This is a genomic window from thiotrophic endosymbiont of Bathymodiolus puteoserpentis (Logatchev) (genome assembly GCF_900127505.1).
Taxonomy (GTDB): Bacteria; Pseudomonadota; Gammaproteobacteria; order PS1; family Pseudothioglobaceae; genus Thiodubiliella.
In genome coordinates this window covers 99,298-116,057 of sequence record NZ_UEXF01000016.1, presented here as the reverse complement: position 1 = coordinate 116,057, position 16,760 = coordinate 99,298, and the positions used below count along the sequence as shown (strand labels likewise).

Annotated in this window: 14 protein-coding genes, 1 tRNA gene and 3 pseudogenes; 6 read left to right on the top strand and 12 right to left on the bottom strand. The window is 36.9% G+C overall.

Annotation, left to right across the window (positions count from 1 at the left end; genetic code table 11):
- The 6 genes and pseudogenes from BHECKSOX2_RS01860 to rplU all read right to left on the bottom strand — a co-directional run.
- Positions 1-358 (bottom strand): annotated as a pseudogene (locus BHECKSOX2_RS01860) (IS3 family transposase); the annotation flags it as partial.
- 114 nt (positions 359-472) lie between these two features.
- Positions 473-640, bottom strand: a pseudogene (locus tag BHECKSOX2_RS10155) (IS1595-like element ISBaz1 family transposase); the annotation flags it as partial.
- An 86-nt stretch (positions 641-726) separates the two neighbouring features.
- Complete coding sequence (gene fabG, locus BHECKSOX2_RS01855) at positions 727-1,473, bottom strand: 3-oxoacyl-ACP reductase FabG (RefSeq protein ID WP_139682219.1); 747 nt, start codon at positions 1,471-1,473, stop codon at positions 727-729.
- Positions 1,473-2,402 carry an ACP S-malonyltransferase gene (fabD, locus tag BHECKSOX2_RS01850; RefSeq protein WP_139682218.1) on the bottom strand — a complete coding sequence of 310 codons (930 nt, stop codon included), beginning with the start codon at positions 2,400-2,402 and terminating at the stop codon, positions 1,473-1,475. The genes fabG and fabD overlap by 1 nt, the downstream gene beginning before the upstream one ends.
- 271 nt (positions 2,403-2,673) lie before the next feature.
- On the bottom strand, positions 2,674-2,931 hold the full coding sequence (gene rpmA, locus BHECKSOX2_RS01845; RefSeq protein WP_090715212.1) for a 50S ribosomal protein L27: 258 nt from the start codon (positions 2,929-2,931) through the stop codon (positions 2,674-2,676).
- Between the two features lie 11 nt (positions 2,932-2,942).
- A complete protein-coding gene (gene rplU / locus BHECKSOX2_RS01840) occupies positions 2,943-3,254 on the bottom strand; it encodes a 50S ribosomal protein L21 (protein WP_090715214.1) in 312 nt (103 codons plus the stop codon).
- A 107-nt stretch (positions 3,255-3,361) separates the two neighbouring features.
- Between rplU and BHECKSOX2_RS01835 the strand changes: the two genes are divergently transcribed.
- Both BHECKSOX2_RS01835 and BHECKSOX2_RS01830 read left to right on the top strand, forming a co-directional pair.
- Complete coding sequence (locus tag BHECKSOX2_RS01835; RefSeq protein ID WP_139682217.1) at positions 3,362-3,904, top strand: peptidylprolyl isomerase; 543 nt, start codon at positions 3,362-3,364, stop codon at positions 3,902-3,904.
- Positions 3,901-4,608: a UDP-2,3-diacylglucosamine diphosphatase gene (locus BHECKSOX2_RS01830; protein ID WP_139682216.1), complete on the top strand. Its 708-nt coding sequence runs from the start codon at positions 3,901-3,903 to the stop codon at positions 4,606-4,608. Before BHECKSOX2_RS01835 ends, BHECKSOX2_RS01830 begins: the two co-directional genes overlap by 4 nt.
- Here BHECKSOX2_RS01830 and BHECKSOX2_RS01825 read toward each other — a convergent pair.
- The 5 genes from BHECKSOX2_RS01825 to BHECKSOX2_RS01805 are packed head-to-tail and all read right to left on the bottom strand — an operon-like array spanning position 4,585 to position 8,741.
- Positions 4,585-6,390, bottom strand: coding sequence for a ribonuclease catalytic domain-containing protein (locus BHECKSOX2_RS01825; protein WP_139682215.1), 1,806 nt, complete (start codon positions 6,388-6,390; stop codon positions 4,585-4,587). The two genes, BHECKSOX2_RS01830 and BHECKSOX2_RS01825, sit on opposite strands and share 24 nt — an antisense overlap.
- 8 nt (positions 6,391-6,398) lie before the next feature.
- Positions 6,399-6,773, bottom strand: coding sequence for a glycine cleavage system protein GcvH (gene gcvH / locus BHECKSOX2_RS01820; RefSeq protein ID WP_090715223.1), 375 nt, complete (start codon positions 6,771-6,773; stop codon positions 6,399-6,401).
- Between the two features lie 13 nt (positions 6,774-6,786).
- A complete protein-coding gene (gcvT, locus tag BHECKSOX2_RS01815) occupies positions 6,787-7,866 on the bottom strand; it encodes a glycine cleavage system aminomethyltransferase GcvT (protein WP_139682214.1) in 1,080 nt (359 codons plus the stop codon).
- Positions 7,867-7,868: 2 nt separating this feature from the next.
- Positions 7,869-8,528 (bottom strand): inner membrane-spanning protein YciB, encoded by a 660-nt coding sequence (locus tag BHECKSOX2_RS01810; RefSeq protein WP_139682213.1) that lies wholly within the window; start codon positions 8,526-8,528, stop codon positions 7,869-7,871.
- A gap of 9 nt (positions 8,529-8,537) precedes the next feature.
- Positions 8,538-8,741: a PP0621 family protein gene (locus tag BHECKSOX2_RS01805; protein WP_237731663.1), complete on the bottom strand. Its 204-nt coding sequence runs from the start codon at positions 8,739-8,741 to the stop codon at positions 8,538-8,540.
- A 98-nt stretch (positions 8,742-8,839) separates the two neighbouring features.
- Here BHECKSOX2_RS01805 and BHECKSOX2_RS01800 point away from each other — a divergent pair.
- Positions 8,840-8,926 (top strand) — tRNA-Leu (locus BHECKSOX2_RS01800).
- 107 nt (positions 8,927-9,033) lie between these two features.
- On the opposite strand, the gene BHECKSOX2_RS01795 is transcribed toward BHECKSOX2_RS01800, so the two are convergent.
- Positions 9,034-12,651 carry an SIR2 family protein gene (locus BHECKSOX2_RS01795; protein ID WP_139682212.1) on the bottom strand — a complete coding sequence of 1,206 codons (3,618 nt, stop codon included), beginning with the start codon at positions 12,649-12,651 and terminating at the stop codon, positions 9,034-9,036.
- A 282-nt stretch (positions 12,652-12,933) separates the two neighbouring features.
- Between BHECKSOX2_RS01795 and BHECKSOX2_RS10470 the strand changes: the two are divergent.
- The 3 genes and pseudogenes from BHECKSOX2_RS10470 (at position 12,934) to recG (ending at position 16,754) form a co-directional block, all read left to right on the top strand.
- A pseudogene (locus BHECKSOX2_RS10470) lies at positions 12,934-14,039 on the top strand (IS256 family transposase).
- Between the two features lie 217 nt (positions 14,040-14,256).
- Complete coding sequence (locus BHECKSOX2_RS01785; protein ID WP_090716284.1) at positions 14,257-14,658, top strand: RidA family protein; 402 nt, start codon at positions 14,257-14,259, stop codon at positions 14,656-14,658.
- Positions 14,659-14,675: 17 nt separating this feature from the next.
- On the top strand, positions 14,676-16,754 hold the full coding sequence (gene recG / locus BHECKSOX2_RS01780) for an ATP-dependent DNA helicase RecG (protein WP_139682211.1): 2,079 nt from the start codon (positions 14,676-14,678) through the stop codon (positions 16,752-16,754).
- Positions 16,755-16,760: the final 6 nt, after the last annotated feature.

Here is a 16,760-nt window from a genome sequence, read left to right as displayed (position 1 = left end):
TCTTGTAATAAATCCCACTTCTGTTAACACCTAACAATTGACATTGATGATTAACTGACAAAGAATATGAGGCGTGCAATAGGGAAGGCTTGAGATCAACTAACTGTTTGCGGTTAGATGAGCCCAAGCTTTTTAGCTTTTTTGCTAACCACTCCTTCTCTACGGTTACCTTGCCTACTAGTGTAGTTAAACGCTCATTTCGCATTTGTGCTTTGATAAGTTCGTCTTTGTATTCTTTGACTGCCTTGGATGGCTCCATGGCAATCTCTGCGTTAGCAAGGAAAGTCTTCTTCCAATTTTGTAGATTCTGAGGCAAAATATTATGCTTGCTGGCAATCTGCACTATGGTGCTTTCATTTTGTAGTAATTCAAGTACTAATTTAGTCTTGAATGCTGAGGTATATTTTGTTCGTTTTTTACTCCGATTTTTTTGTTTAGTTTAAATTGTTGTCTGAAATTGTTGGGGTTTTATACTCTCGTCCACTTCAATTTGTCCAACTAATGGATCAGATTGAATCTGTGATAATTCAAAAATTCTTATCTTTACAAAGGTAAGAATTTTATTAATAGTGTTTCTATTTAAACTAGTAAAACTGGCAATTTGACCTGCAGTTAAATCCAGTGAAAAACACTTGATTATTTCTCTGAAATACGGGAACGATTGTAATGCTTATTTTTCCTTATCATAACTAGTATTTTTTTCTCCTCTCAGAGGGCGCGGCTAGGTTAAACGGTGTACATACCACCATTAACATGAATAGTTTGAGCTGTTACATATGCACCACCTTCACTTGCCAAGAACAACACTGCCCCAGCAACCTCATCTGCTGTGCCAAGTCTACCCATTGGAATTTGCTTAGATAAAGCCTCTTTTTGCTCTTCTGGCAATGCATCTGTCATATCTGTTTTGATAAAACCTGGTGCAACTGCATTCACGGTAATGCCACGAAGCCCAACTTCACGCGCCAGTGATTTGGTAAAACCCATAACGCCAGCTTTAGCAGCAGCGTAGTTAGTCTGGCCTGCATTACCTGTGCTACCAACCACTGAGGAAATTGAAATAATGCGCCCCGCTTTCTTCTTCATCATTCCGCGTAATACCGCTTTAGACATCTTATAAACCGAAGCAAGATTAGTGTTCATAATGTCATCCCACTCATCTTCTTTCATGCGCATCAAAAGATTATCACGGGTAATACCTGCATTATTAACCAAAATATCCACTGCACTATAGGTGTCAGTAATGTTTTTCATTACCTCGGTAATTTGCTCATTGTCGGTCACATTGAGTGTCATGCCTACGCCAGTAATACCACTATTTTTAAACATACTGCTGATTGCATCAGCACCTTTATCGCTGGTTGCTGTACCAATAACACTTGCACCTGCACCACCTAGAGATAAGGCAATTGCTTGCCCAATTCCTCGGCTTGCACCAGTTACTAATACGATTTTTCCCGTTAAATCTGACATTATTTTATCTCCTTTAAAGTTGCCTCAAGACTCTCTGAGTCCAGCACAGCATTGGCAGTTAATGATTTTTCAATTCTTTTGGTGAGTCCAGCCAAAACTTTGCCTGGCCCACATTCAATCAATTTTTCTACGCCCATAGTATACATTGCTTGCACTGTGCCTGTCCATAAGACGGGTTTATATAATTGCGCTACAAGTTTAGCTTTTATATCGGCAACATCATTTGCTTTTGTTGCATCAACATTATGTAGCACATCAACGCCGCCCATTTTGAAGTTTACTGCTTGCACCACATTAGCAAATACAGTCGCTGCGTTATTCATTAAAGAACAATGTGATGGCACACTCACAGGCAATATCACGGCACGCTTTGCACCTGCAATCTTCATCGCTTCACAAGTTACATCAACAGCTTCTTTATTGCCTGCAATAACCACTTGTCCATTTGAATTAAAGTTAACTGCTTCAACAACACCATCGCCAACATAATCGTTACAGATTTTTACCGCAGCCTCATCATCCAAACCTAGAATAGCTGCCATTGCACCTACACCTGGTGGCACAGCTGATTGCATCAATTCAGCACGCTGACGCACTAATTGAATGCCATCACTAAAATTGAGTGTACCTGTGGCAACTAAAGCTGTATATTCACCCAAACTATGTCCTGCCATACAAATAGGCGATAGACCTGTTTCATGCTCAAGCACTTGATAAGTTGCATAGCCTGCTGCCAACATTGCTACTTGTGTATTTTGCGTTTGATTAAGTCCATCTTGGTCTTCTTGCGTTAACTGCCAAAGGTCAAAACCTAAAACATCACTTGCATCTTCGAAGGTATTTTTTACAGAAGGAAAATTATCAGCTAAATCTGACAACATGCCAAGAGATTGAGAGCCTTGACCAGGAAAAATAATTGCGTAATTCATAAAATATAAATAAATAAAAACTCTTATTTTAAATAATAAAAAAGCGCCCAATGGACGCTTTTTTAAAATAACTTGAGCGCATAAATAGGGATGATTGGCAAAATCCAATTTTTGCCCAATTGGTGATTTCTTTAAATCTTGTCCTAGCAGTGCTAAGGCTGGGTTACCCTCCTAGAGAACTGCTGGGTGTCGCTGGAAAATCGTCAAGTGGGTGAAAAGTGGGCTTATGATGATTGTTCCTATTTATGCAAAGGTCTCATATCGTTCAAATTTATACTGCCTCAATTGAAACAGTTTGACGCATAAATTTACCTTTCTTAGCAAAAACAACCGTGCCATCTGCTGTTGCAAACAATGTATCATCCTTGCCTCTGCGAACATTAGTGCCTGGGTGGAATTTGGTGCCTCTTTGGCGAACTAAAATATTGCCAGCTAATACTACCTGACCACCAAATCTTTTAACACCAAGGCGTTTTGATACGGAATCTCTACCGTTATTAGTACTACCGCCTGCTTTTTTATGTGCCATGGTATATTCTCCTACGAATTAATTTTTGTAATTTCGATCTCAGTGAACAACTGTCTGTGACCTTGTTGTTTCATTGAATGCTTACGACGACGGAATTTAAGAATGTGTACCTTTTTACCCTTACCTTGTGAAATCACTTTTGCTTCAACACTGGCTTTTGCTACTAAAGGTGTGCCAATTTCAACTTTATCGCCTTCAGCAACCATCAAAACATCCTTAAAGGTAACTTTTTTGCCTGGCTCAACTTCTAATTTCTCAATTTTTAGTGTTGTACCTTGCTCAACTCTGAATTGCTGACCACCTGTTTTAATAACTGCGTACATAATATCTGCGTGTCGTAAAAAAGAAACTATTATACGCCAAGACAATCGCTTTTGAAAGGGTGTTTTTAAGTATAATTTGCATTCTTATTAAAACACTCTAAAAAACAATGATTATTTTTGAAACAAACATGGGGAAAATTTGTATTGAAGTTGATGCTAAGAAGGCACCAAAAACTGCCAAAAACTTTATTGATTATGTCAAAAGTGGCTTCTACGAAGGCACAATTTTCCACCGTGTTATCAAGAATTTTATGATTCAAGGTGGTGGCTTTACTAAGGATATGAGTGAAAAATCCACCGAGTCTGAGATTGAAAATGAAGCAAAAAATGGCTTAAAAAACACCAAATACACAGTGGCAATGGCAAGAACAACGATGCCACATTCAGCCAGTTCACAATTTTTTATTAATACCTCAGACAATAGTTCCTTAAATTATCCTGGACAAGATGGCTGGGGCTATTGCGTGTTTGGAAAAGTAGTTGAAGGTCAAGATATTGTCGATAAAATCAACGGTGTATCAACAGCTAATCACGGTATGCATGGCGATGTGCCCGAAGACGCTGTGATTATTAACAAGACAACTATTAAAAAAATAACCAAGAAAAAAGTAACTAAGAAAAAAACAGCCAAAAAACAACCTCTTTTATGACGCGTACATTACTCATTGCAGATTTACACCTTGTCTCTGGTGAGACAGATAAAACCAATTTGTTTATCAAATTCTGCCATGAAAAGGCGATAGAAGCAGACCAGATTTTTATCTTAGGCGACTTATTTAACACTTGGCTAGGTGATGATTTATCACTTGATGCCTATCCAAGTGTTATCTCAGCACTCAAAACACTTAACAAAACCACCAAGGTTTTTATCGCTAGTGGTAATCGTGATTTTTTATTAGGTGATGAATTTACCAAACAAACAGATTGTGTGTTACTCAATACACCTTATCTACTTGAAACTAATAGTAAAAACTATATATTGGTACACGGTGATGAATTGTGTACAGATGACAAACAATACCAACGATTAAAAAGTTTTTTGCAACATCCAATCACAAAATTTATTTTTCTGCATTTATCAACAAAAACACGCCTTAAACTCAGTGGTCAATTACGCAAAAAAAGCGTTGTAGCGCAACGATATAAGTCTCTTGAAATTATGGATATTAACCAAAATACAACAGATAAACTGATGCAAAAATACGCAGGTTCAGACTTAATTCATGGACACACACACAGACAAAACATCCACAAAAATGCGCAATATACGCGTTATGTTTTAGGAGATTGGCGTGCTGATAAAGGCAATGCTATTGAAATTAGCGAGCAATTAAACTACCTTGAAATTCACTGACCTATCCACCAAGTTCACTTGACTTACTTGAAGTTGCATTTCTTCATCTAACTGAGGCAAGTTTTTAAACTTAATCTGCGTCATCATGCCAATGTCAGGAATCATAAATAACGCCTTATCGCCACGAATATCAACCACCACACCTGTAGCTGTCCAGTTCGGATTTTGATTTAAAAAGAGACACTTAAAATGCTCGTCACTAGCGCGACTGACTTTATGGACATTGGATAGTGCCACATTAACTGAGCCAATAATTTCCTTCACCCGACTCACGCTCAACATTGGCTTATCAGTAATAAAATTAATAATCTGCTGGTGTGTTAACAAATCATAATAACGCCGCATCGGACTGGTGACGCGTAAATAGGCAGGTAGCCCTAAACCATAATGTAGTAGTGGCTTGACAGAAGTTGCAGAACGCTTGAAATTCTTAATCGCCAAAAATGACTCGCTTAGCGTCAAAGAATCTTTCTTTGCCAAAAACTCCTCAGAAAAATCACCCTCATCTTGCAACGCATAAGGCACAGGGATAAGGTTGTCACTGGTAAATTGTGCCATTGTACGCCCTGCCATTACCATCATTTCAGCCACCAAATCTCTACTTGGGCTACTCACCTGTGGTGTAACTGATGCCTTGCCGTCAATAAAACGCACATCCACACTTGGCAAATGTAAATTGATTGCACCTCTACTATCTCTGAACGCTTGATGGGTGACACCAATGGCTTGTATCTTTGCCAAGTTCTCATTTGAGTTAGCAACCAACCACTTATCCACTTCATTGTAAGTCGTATTAGTGACATTCACCCTACTTTGCATCACTTCAATATTGTTGATATTCTCACCGTCAAACTCAAAGCAAAATGACAAAGCATTTGACTCTCCACTTAATGCAGTCGCTTTTGTCACTGAAGTGGGCAACATATGAATAATTGACTCTGGCAAATAAAAATTAGAACCACGCTCCTGTGCATACACATCTAAATCTGAACCTGATGGCACAATATTAGCCACATCTGCCACATGTACCCACAATTTATCACCCTCAATACTAATCGCATCATCTGCATCATTTGAGTCCTCGTTATCAATCGCATAACTAGCTAAATACGTTAAATCAACACGCTCAATGACTGGCACATCTACAGAAATCTCTTCATCTGTTGGGATGTTAAAGCGCGCAGGATAAGGATTAAAACTCGGCTCAAAATATTGTATTTTAAGTAGCAGTTTGTAGGCGGCTTCAGGTAAATTTTCCACCCCGATATGGCTTAAAATTTTGGCGGTTTTTGACTGATTAAGCGCCACTCTGGCGATCTCTTTTAGATAAGGCTCATCTTGTTCATCAAAGATATTTTTAGACAGATTATCAATGCAATGTACCAAACTCTCAGCGGCTAATTTTTCAGCATCTCGCTTCGCCTGCACGCTTTCAACCTGCGCTGTTGGACGCACAAATACTTTGTCTTTTTGCCAATAAAAATATAGTCCATCTTCAACCAATAAACAAGTACACCAAGCCGTTTGTGCGTTAAATTCATCAAACAACCACTCGGTAATCTCTTGCAAGCTTAAAGTTTCTTCTTGAAACTCTGTCAACACAGAAAAATCAGCCTGTGGACAATCATCACTAATTTGTGTAAATTCAGGATGAATAAACCGAAAGTCTTTCTCTCGGACCTTGAGCGTTGAGCTATCAGCAAATTCTAACGCAAATTTATTACCGTCAGTATTCAAAATACACGCAGGCTTGCCTTTATAGGCAACCAAAGAATTAATCACGAAAACAACTAATCTAGTGTCTCACTATAAGTAGTAGCGTCCATTAAATCATTAATACCTTCTGATTTAAATTTCACCAACCAACCCTTATCGTAACAACTGGTATTAACCAATTCTGGCTCTGCGTCAAGTGCTTCATTTGCCTCAACAACCTCCAGATCAGCAGGCGCATAAACGCCACTTGCTGCTTTCACGGATTCCACCACACAAAACTCATCTTCAGTAGATGTTTCATCGCCTTCACTCGGCAATTCAACAAATACCATATCCCCTAACAACGCTTGAGCGTGGTCAGTAATACCCATTGTATAAGTACCATCACCATTGTCTAAAATCCACTCGTGGCTTTTGGTGTATTGCCTATCGTCTCTAATGTCGCTCATAATAAATAATCTCCTAAACTAAAATCTTGCCATTACGCACAAATGGTGGTTTGACTATTTTAGCCGATACCATTTTATGACGCATCTCAATTTCACATATTCCTTCACTGTCTTTTGGCACACTGGCAAGTGCAATTGCCTTGCCCATTGTTGGTGAGAAAGACCCCGATGTTACCTCGCCTTCACCCAAATTTGTCATTACTTTTTGATGGTCACGAATCACACCTTTGCCTTCCAGTACTAAGCCAACAATCGTCTTGTTAGTGCCCTTTTGCTGTAATATTTCCAGTGCATCTCGACCCACAAATGCGCGACTCTTATCCGATAAATCTAGCGTCCAAGTCAACGCCGCCTCCAAGGGCGATACCGCCTCATTCATTTCTGAACCATATAAACTCATCCCTGCTTCTAAACGCAAAGTATCGCGTGCACCTAATCCACAAGGCTTTACACCCGCTTCAAGCAACATCTTCCAAGTAAACTCAGCCGAACTTGAAGGCAACATAATCTCAAACCCATCCTCGCCTGTATAACCTGTGCGTGCAATAAATAGTCCACCCAAACTGGCTGCATTAAAAGGCTTTAACTCACCACAAATTTCCTCAGTACCTGGTATCGCTTGATAGACTTTTTCGCGCGCATTCGGACCTTGAACGGCAATCATTGCTAAATCAAATTTTGGCTCAACACACACATCAAAACCTTGTGCTTGTGCATTAATCCATGCAATGTCTTTTTCTGTCGTACCCGCATTAATCACCATGCGATAGTCTGTGTCGTTTTGATAATAAACAATCAAATCATCGATCACACCGCCAGCTTCATTGAGCATACAACTATAAAGTGCCTTGCCTTTGGTTTTGAGTTTATCAACATCATTTGCAATCAACACACGCAAAAACTGTTTTGCCTCAGCGCCCTTAAAATCAACCACACTCATATGTGAAACATCAAACATCCCTACATCATGTCGCACCTGATTATGCTCTTCTAATTGCGAGCCGTAATTGAGTGGCATTTCCCAGCCACCAAAATCAACCATTTTTCCATTGGCATCTAAATGTGCCTGATACAAAGGCGTTTGTTTCATCATGTTTATACTTCCTTTTCTTTAAGATATTTTGACATCAAAACGACTGTCAATACAATAAGCACAAAAGTCAATCCCATCGTACCAAATAATTTAAAGTTAACCCAAGATTCTTCTGTTTGTTGTGCATTTTGGCAAAATTGCACAGCAGCATCAGTGGCAAGCGCAACACAATCCAACTCGGTTAATTCTATTTTTTCATCCAAAGTTGTAGCGGCAAACAAATTCTCTCTTGCTGCCAACGCCAAACGCACATAATAGCCATTGACAATCGCAATAGCAACAAAACCCAAGCCCCAAAACCAAGTGAGCCTTTTCCAAACTTCTTGTGGCAAATCCAACTCCTTACCTACCATTCTTTGCATCAAAGTTTTTTCACCAATCCACAAACTACCAATCAATGCCAAGGCAAACGCCACATACAAAACACTCACTTTCCACATCAAAAATGCTGGGTCTCTTACCGCAAGTGTAATACCGCCAAATACCACCAACAAACTCAAAGTGATAAGATGCATTTTCTCAAACTTACCCGTTTGTACTCGTGCCACCAACATCTGTAGCATAGTCGCGCCAATCATGGCATAAATCGCTGGATACAATCCCATGGTCTTATAAACAACAAAAAATAATGCAATCGGAAAAAAATCAAGTAAAAATTTCATAGACAATCCTTATTTTAAATGCTCCTTTGAGCAATATACTTTACCATTTTGAATAATGGCTTCATTTTCAGGAATGTGCGTATTACAAACGCTACAAGCCACCATTTTATTAGCAGATGGCTGTTGTGCTGTAGTATTTACAGGTTTTCTAAATTTCTTCAACAAGAAAAACCCCACAAACACCAATAAAGCAACAAAAATTAATTTAACCATGCCCATCATACATCAATCCAAAAGAATGGAATTTTACCGACGCTTAGTATATAATTTCCCCTTTTTAATGTGTCTATAGAAACTTTTACACAATTCATGCCCGGGTGGTGAAATTGGTAGACACACAGGACTTAAAATCCTGCGCCTTCACGGGCGTGCCGGTTCGATTCCGGCCCCGGGCACCATACTCAAAAAAGGCTTGTAGATATACAGGCCTTTTTTATTTTCAAGCAAGCGAAAAGATATTATTTCAAGTGTTGTTATTTAATCCGCAAACTGCTTTATACTCAAATTACTGAGTTAATCTTCTAAATCTTAAATAAATGGAGAGTGCTTCTTCATTTAGCTTACCCTGATCTTTTTCTAAAACAATTTTGTCTAAAATGTCAATAAGCTTCGTGCTTGTATTATTTAGTATTTTTTCAGGTAACACCTTGTTTAATATTACCATTGTTTCATTTGGATATTTATTGGCTATCTTTTCTACATTATAAAAAACGCTGTATGTAAGATCAACGACAGATAAATAATCGCCTATTACACCATATATATTTTCAAAATATTTTGCATCATGACAGGCCAATAAACGCAAAAAACTACTTGTATTTTCTGTGTTTTTCACCTCTTTTTCTTTAGGCCAAATATTTTGAAAAAATTGGACAACTGAGTCAATATGCTCTTCACAATAATTTGGCAACATTTTAATAAAACAACTAATAAAATCATGGTGACTTGTATATATAATCTCTTTCATTTCCCTATCTGGAATATATTTCTCCTTCCACAAAAGGAAAAATAAGCTTGAAATTGTTTTATAGTATTTTTTATAAATATTATTGTGCTGTAAATCCTTACACGCCAATAATGGCAAACCTGACTTTATGTGTTCATATAGCTTTTTGCTGGGAACTTTATTTGAACATAAAAAACCAAGCCAAAAAGCATTATTAATATTCCTATTTTCTATCATTGACCTAGAAAGCAAATGTTTTTCTACCCATTCTGGATGATAATGATGCAACCAATGTATTTGATTAGAAAAGGCAAAAGTTGCATAGTCAGACAATGGGCTCTGAAAATTTAATATTGCTTTAGCTAACTTCAGCCATTGTTTGGATGGGACGCTATTAACAACTTTCGAGCTATTAAAAATTAAGGATTGGACAAGATAGTAAGTATTAGAATTAATTGCTGTTGACACAAGTTCAACCCTATCATTTGAAGCAATCGTTCTATCATCAAATTCTGGGTGTTTTTCATAAACATCCATAGCATTTTTAATACTTTGATGAAAAATATCGGAATTTAACTCTTTCCCAAACTTCTCATTTATGCGTATAAAACTTTCTATTATTGATTTGGTATGTATATTTATGTTTTGCTCATATTTAACAATATAAATATTATTTATAAAACCATTAATCTTATCAATTAATTGATAATTCTTATTAGCTATTTTTTGTTGAAATCCTTCATTATCTTCATTATTATAAACTATGCACTTCAAATATAATTCAAGAGCCCAATCATTGTGTTTTGACTGACAAGAACTGATCACATTAAAAATATATTTTGGATTCTTTTTTATTAGACCAACCAAAGGAACATTTTCTTTGGTTCTCTCTCCTGGTGATTGAACATGAAGTTGATATGCTGTCTCAATTAATTTTGAACCCTCTATCCCTTCTAATTCTTTAGGGTCTTCGTTACTTGTTATAGTATAGAATTCAAAAGGTTCATCTTTGTCAATTTCTTCTATATCTTTCTCTTTCCACCTTGGACAAATATTTTTTAGACTTTTCTTTTTTTGTTTAAAATCAAAGGTAAATACCACACCGTTCTTGTCTAGCCAAGCAATACGCTGTAACATAGAAAAAGCTCTATACTCCTTTTCCTTACCTTCTAGTAACTTAACTTCTAAACGTTTTTTTGTTGTTTGACTAAGATCATCCCAACGCTTTGACAGACTTTTTAATAATGTTCGCTCATAAATGCCAGACCAAAAATCTTGCTTACTCAATCCAATGATAATTTTTCCTACTTCTGAACCTTTTAGTAAACTATAGCGACACGCGTATAATTTTAAATAAGTGAAAATAACAGAACCCTCTGATGATGTCCATGTTGAAAATTCTTGGTAAGCGGCACTATGTTCAATTCTTATCAATTTTTTAAATAAAGAGATAAATAAATTGACATGCCCCCCTATAACTTCATGCATTTCTGCTTTTGGATATTGCAGTGTATCCTTAATTTTATCTTGTTGCTCTTCATTCTTATTGAATCTATCAACATCTTTTGCCACAACAGATACATATTCAAGATTATTTCTAAGCCCTTGAACCATTAACTTAAGATATTCGTCTGGAATGTTTATCTTATCAATATCGTCTTTTATTATAGGAATAAATTCTAAACCTAGTTTTTTTGCGGTTTCCGCTTTAACTTGTGGTCTACACATTGTAATATATTTTTGAACTAAAACCACACACCAACCAAATTTTTCAACTTCTCTTTCGAATGTATACTGATGACAGATTTCCTGTTGTTGTAATATGTACAACCAAATTTGGCTGTTCTTTTGCTGTCTATTGATTTTTTTATGTAGTACATCATGCAAACAAGGCTGTTCAATTACCCAGTTAATAATTTCCTCCTGATCAGTTAATTTGACTATCCAATCAAATATATAATCAACAGTTTGTGTATCTTTTAAATCATAAAAGGCATCCCATTTTTCACCTAGATTGTCGTCTTGAGTATCATTACTATCACTTTCTAATATAGGTTTTATAGCTTCTTTGTTATCACATTTATTTGGTAGAGATTGTTTTCTATCTCTAGATTCTGACTCCAAATGGTATAAATCAAAATAATCATATTCTGTTGTTTTTTTGTAGCGTCTTTTTTTATCAAATACATTAATCCATGTTGCTGGTGGATGTGGGTCACGATTTTTGAACATCTTAGCGCCAGAAACACTGGATATTAAGTATGTAACTAATTCACGCTCAGACGGTTTGAGGGTTTTAGGTTCTTGTTCTGCAAGTTTGAGTATTTCTGTTTGCCATTTTTCTTCATCTTCTGATTTTATTGCCCACTTTTCAAGAGTTTGCCATAAAGAAACAAAATCTCCATCTGGGTAATTTATTTTTTGAATGCCACTATTCCAATGAGAACTTTCTTGATCAAATGCATAAATACCATTCTTTGTCTCTTCTCCCAAGGCTTCTAATAAATAACGAATTGGCGGGTCATTTGCAGAATAACCAATAAATACAACACTATATTTTTCAAGAATTTTTTTAAAGAATGTTGTTGCCCAAGCATCCGTCATATATGCTTTCGCAAAGTCCCGTGATGACAATACAAGGTTATGATTGTCATCTAAACAACCATGTAAATGAACTATGCCATCTAAGTTTTCTTTTATATTCACGATATTAGCATGAGAATAAACTTTTAGATTACCATCTGCCTCGCTAAATAACTTATCAAAATTGGTTGTTACTAATTGAACTTTTTCCTCAGAGGTAGTAGCCAATTTTAAGATTGTTTGATGCGACTCTAGCTTATCTGAATCTTTAACTCTTAACTCATTATAAATCACCCCTTCAATATCTTGTCTTTCAAATTCACCTTCAAGTAAACTGAATAGGTGGTCAATTGGTATAATGCCATTAAAACCCTCTATTTCTAAGCAATTTTCGAGTTTTTTTAAATACATTTTAGATTGAGACTCTGGGCTGGAAGTTAGCCTATCCACAATAATTTTCGCCAACTTAAGAAAATTTGGTTTGTTAGCTCCATTTTTAGAAACACCAGCGCCGCAAAAAAATACAACACGCCCATCTTCATGGTCTCTTAGTAATTTATTTGGTATATCAATTCCATTTTCTATAAGCTTCATGATGACTATTATATCTTTCCTTTTAATGCGGCAAACTCATATCCTTTAAGATGAATTCAATATAAATGGAGGGTTTGTGTGTATTAAATGGTAGTATAAATTCTTTTCTGTAAATTCAACCTGAACACTTTTTTAAAGTTTTTGGTTTTTTGCTTGCAAAAACCCGAATAATAAAAAACCAAAAACTTTAAAAAAGCGTTCATCTCCATTTATTCTATTGTTTTTTTCGACAAAATAATAGGAGTGATGAAGATGAACAACAATGATAATGAATTCAACGCAATGAATGGTAATAATTTAGTCAGTGTATACGAATTAATCTCAACCTACGGTATGGAGGCCATGCCTCAAGCCATGGAGATTCTATTTAACGAGGCAATGCTGGTAGATCGAACCCAACATCTAGGTGTTGGGCATTACGAGCGAAGTAATAACAGATTAGACTATGCCAATGGTTACAAGCCTAAGCGGGTTAAAACTCGCATCGGTGAATTGGATCTGTTGGTACCACAAACACGAAATAGTGATTTTTATCCTCATTGCCTGGAAAAAGGTTTGCGCTCTGAGAGAGCCTTAAACATCACCCTAAGTGAAATATATGTCAATGGTGTGAGTACTCGAAGAGTGAGTAAAATCATTAAATCAATGTGTGGTGCCAGTGTCTCCTCACAAATGGTATCTAGTGCTGCTAAAAAATTAGATAGCGCTTTAAATGCTTGGCGAGAGCGCCCATTGGGTAAAATTGAATAGTTGATGGTTAATGCTCGCTACGAATAAGTTAGGATTGATAATTTAGTTAGAGACTGTGCCGTGTTAATTGCACTCGGTATTGATGACAAAGGCAAGCGTGAAGTACTTGGCGTTCAGGTGAGTTTGAGTGAGGCAGAGGTCTATTGGCGTGAGTTTCTAGGTGATTTACAAAAGCGTGGTATGCATGGCACTAAACTCATCATCAGTGATGCTCACAGTGGCATTAAAGCCGCTAGAAAACCATCATGTCAGGTTCGCTGTTAGTTCCCTCTTCAACAAAATGCTCAAGCCTATGTCACCAAGCAAAGCAAGAAGAAAGCTGTAGTAGCAGATATACGCGCAGTCTTTAATGCACCGAGTACTAATGAGGCTAAAAGACAATTGGATTGATTGATAAGTATCAAGACAGTATGCCAAAGCTCACCCAGTGGGCTGAGGATAATATCCCTGAAGATTTAACAGTGTTTGGCTTGGATTTGTGTGAATTTAACAGGAAGAGACTAAGAACAAGCAATATGATTGAGCGACTTAATCAAAGTGTTAAACAGCGAACAAAAGTGGCTAAAATATTTGCTAATGAGGATTCTTGTTTGAGGCTGGTTACGGCCGTGGTGATGAAAGTCTCAGAGCAGTGGTAAAGCTCTAAGGTTTATTTGTCTTTGGACAATAATAACGGGTAGGTTTTTTTAATGAACGAGAAATCGATGGAATAGATGGTAATTTACAGAAAGAAGTTTATTTGACCTTGTTATGACCCTTTTCTATTTGTGCAGTCTTAAAAGCAGATTTTTTTTATTTTCAAGTGAATGACAAGATGAAGTAAAATTTAACAATATTATTACCTGGGAATTACTTATGCAAAAAAATATTATTTCAACCAACAAAGCACCTGAGGCGATCGGCACTTACTCTCAAGCAGTGGCAGTAACTGGTGGCATAACAGTTTATCTATCAGGGCAAATTCCTTTAGTGCCTGAAACCATGGAAATAGTTGGAGACGGTATTAACGAGCAAATTCACCAAGTGTTTAAGAACTTGAGTGCTGTATGTGAAGCAGCAGGTGGTGATTTGAATAATATTGTAAAACTCAATATCTTTTTAACGGATTTGAGCCATTTCCCAACAGTAAATGAGATTATGGCACAATATTTTTCTCAGCCTTATCCTGCGCGTGCAGCCCTTGGCATTAAAGAATTACCACGAGGTGCGCAAGTAGAAATGGATGGTGTTTTGGTCAAAGAAGCCGATCCTGAATAAATAGAGCAGGTCTAATAATAATGGCGTTATCTGATTCAATTATTTCAATCAATGGATTAGGTCCAAAAGCACAAGAAAAATTAAATGCTTGTGGTATCTATAATTTGGAACATTTGTTATTTCATTTGCCACATCGATATCAAAATAAAATATCTATTACCTCATTAAATAAGGCGCGCGTAGGTGATGAGATTTTGGTGCAACTCACTATTAAAAGTATTGAAACTCCACCAACAAGTTCCCGTACTAAAAATCGTCAGCTATTGTGTTATCTCATTGATGAGAATAATCGACACTTATTATTACGATTTTTCCATTTCAATCAATATCAAAAACAACAACTGGTGCGTGGTGATATTATCCAATGTTTTGGCGAGATAAAAATCGGCAAAGATGGTTTGGAAATGTACCACCCTGAATATCGGCTGATCTCTAAAGGGCAAAACACTTTATTAGAAAAAACCTTAAGCCCGATTTATCCATTGACTGGCAATATTGCCCAAACACAAATGAAAAAATGGGTGAATACTGCGATGGATGCGCTAAAAAACTCGCCACTCAGGGATAATTTTGAGTCATTATCAAATCATTCTATGCCATCATTAAAACAGGCGTTAGAAATATTACACCATCCAAAAGAAGATGAAAATATAGAGCAAATTGAAACATTTAAACACATTGCACAACAACGATTGATTATTGAAGAATTGTGTGCGCAACAACTCAGTTTGCTACAATTAAAAAAACAACGCAAAAATAAAACAACCAATATATTTAAAATTAAAGACAACTTATCGAATCAATTGCATAAGAATTTAGGTTTTGCATTAACCAGTGCTCAACAGCGCAGTATTGCTGATATTAATGCAGATTTGTCGTCCAATCATCCGATGTTAAGGCTGTTACAAGGTGATGTTGGCTCTGGCAAAACCATCGTTGCGGTTTTCGCTTGTTTGCAAGCGGTTGAGAATGGTTTTCAAGCGGCAATTATGGCACCAACTGAGATTTTGGCATCACAGCACCTACAAAGTTTTTCCAATTATTTAAATCCTTTGAATGTTGAAATTGCATTTCTAGCAGGTTCACAGAACACCCAAACAAGAGCAAAGCAAACAAAAAAAATACAATCGGGTCAAGCACAGATAGTCATTGGCACGCATGCTTTATTCCAACAAAGCATTACCTTTGACAAACTAGGATTCGTTATTATTGATGAACAACATAAGTTTGGCGTGCATCAACGCCTGTCTTTGGTGCAAAAAGCGCACAATACCCCGCACCAATTGGTCATGACTGCCACCCCTATTCCACGCTCACTGACAATGAGCGCTTACGCAGATTTAGACTCGTCAATTATTGACGAATTACCCCCTGGTAGAATGCCTGTACAGACCGTTGCACTAAGCAATGAGCGCAAAGATGAAGTGATTGAAAAAATTAAACAGGTGTGTAATGCAAACAATCAGGTGTATTGGGTGTGTACTTTGATTGAAGAATCTGAAGCCTTACGCGCTGAATCTGCTATCAATACACATCATTATTTACAACAAAATCTGCCAAATCAGTCTGTTGTACTCATTCATGGAAAAATGAACAAAGATGAAAAAATCACCATTATGCAACAATTTGCGTGCGGCGAGGTTAATGTATTGGTGGCAACAACGGTAATCGAAGTGGGTGTTAATGTGCCAAATGCATCACTCATGGTGATTGAAAATTCAGAACGATTAGGTTTGGCACAATTACATCAATTACGCGGGCGTGTAGGTCGTGGCAACGAGAAAAGTATTTGTATACTTATGTATCAAGCACCACTTAGTAGCACTGCGAAAGAACGACTTAATATTCTAAGACAAACCAATGACGGCTTTGCGATTGCCAACAAAGATTTAGAATTACGGGGTCCTGGCGAGATTCTTGGTACGCAACAAACAGGTATTGCCAATATGAAAATTGCTAATATCGTGCGTGATGGGTACCTTCTCAAGCAGGTACATTTTTATTGTGATAAATTTATCAATGAAAATGAAGAAAAACAACAAGCACTAATCCAACGATGGATTACCCACGACAAATCCCAATACGCCAGTACATAGTAAAAT

Bases quoted from the DNA above. Each gene is read 5' to 3' on its own strand.
- BHECKSOX2_RS01830 (WP_139682216.1), top strand. From the start codon at position 3,901: ATGACGCGTACATTACTCATTGCAGATTTACACCTTGTCTCTGGTGAG.
- BHECKSOX2_RS01810 (WP_139682213.1), bottom strand. From the start codon at position 8,528: ATGAAATTTTTACTTGATTTTTTTCCGATTGCATTATTTTTTGTTGTT.
- BHECKSOX2_RS01795 (WP_139682212.1), bottom strand. From the start codon at position 12,651: ATGAAGCTTATAGAAAATGGAATTGATATACCAAATAAATTACTAAGA.
- gcvT (WP_139682214.1), bottom strand. From the start codon at position 7,866: ATGATGAAACAAACGCCTTTGTATCAGGCACATTTAGATGCCAATGGA.
- BHECKSOX2_RS01835 (WP_139682217.1), top strand. From the start codon at position 3,362: ATGATTATTTTTGAAACAAACATGGGGAAAATTTGTATTGAAGTTGAT.
- gcvH (WP_090715223.1), bottom strand. From the start codon at position 6,773: ATGAGCGACATTAGAGACGATAGGCAATACACCAAAAGCCACGAGTGG.
- BHECKSOX2_RS01785 (WP_090716284.1), top strand. From the start codon at position 14,257: ATGCAAAAAAATATTATTTCAACCAACAAAGCACCTGAGGCGATCGGC.
- fabG (WP_139682219.1), bottom strand. From the start codon at position 1,473: ATGTCAGATTTAACGGGAAAAATCGTATTAGTAACTGGTGCAAGCCGA.
- fabD (WP_139682218.1), bottom strand. From the start codon at position 2,402: ATGAATTACGCAATTATTTTTCCTGGTCAAGGCTCTCAATCTCTTGGC.
- rplU (WP_090715214.1), bottom strand. From the start codon at position 3,254: ATGTACGCAGTTATTAAAACAGGTGGTCAGCAATTCAGAGTTGAGCAA.
- BHECKSOX2_RS01805 (WP_237731663.1), bottom strand. From the start codon at position 8,741: ATGGTTAAATTAATTTTTGTTGCTTTATTGGTGTTTGTGGGGTTTTTC.
- rpmA (WP_090715212.1), bottom strand. From the start codon at position 2,931: ATGGCACATAAAAAAGCAGGCGGTAGTACTAATAACGGTAGAGATTCC.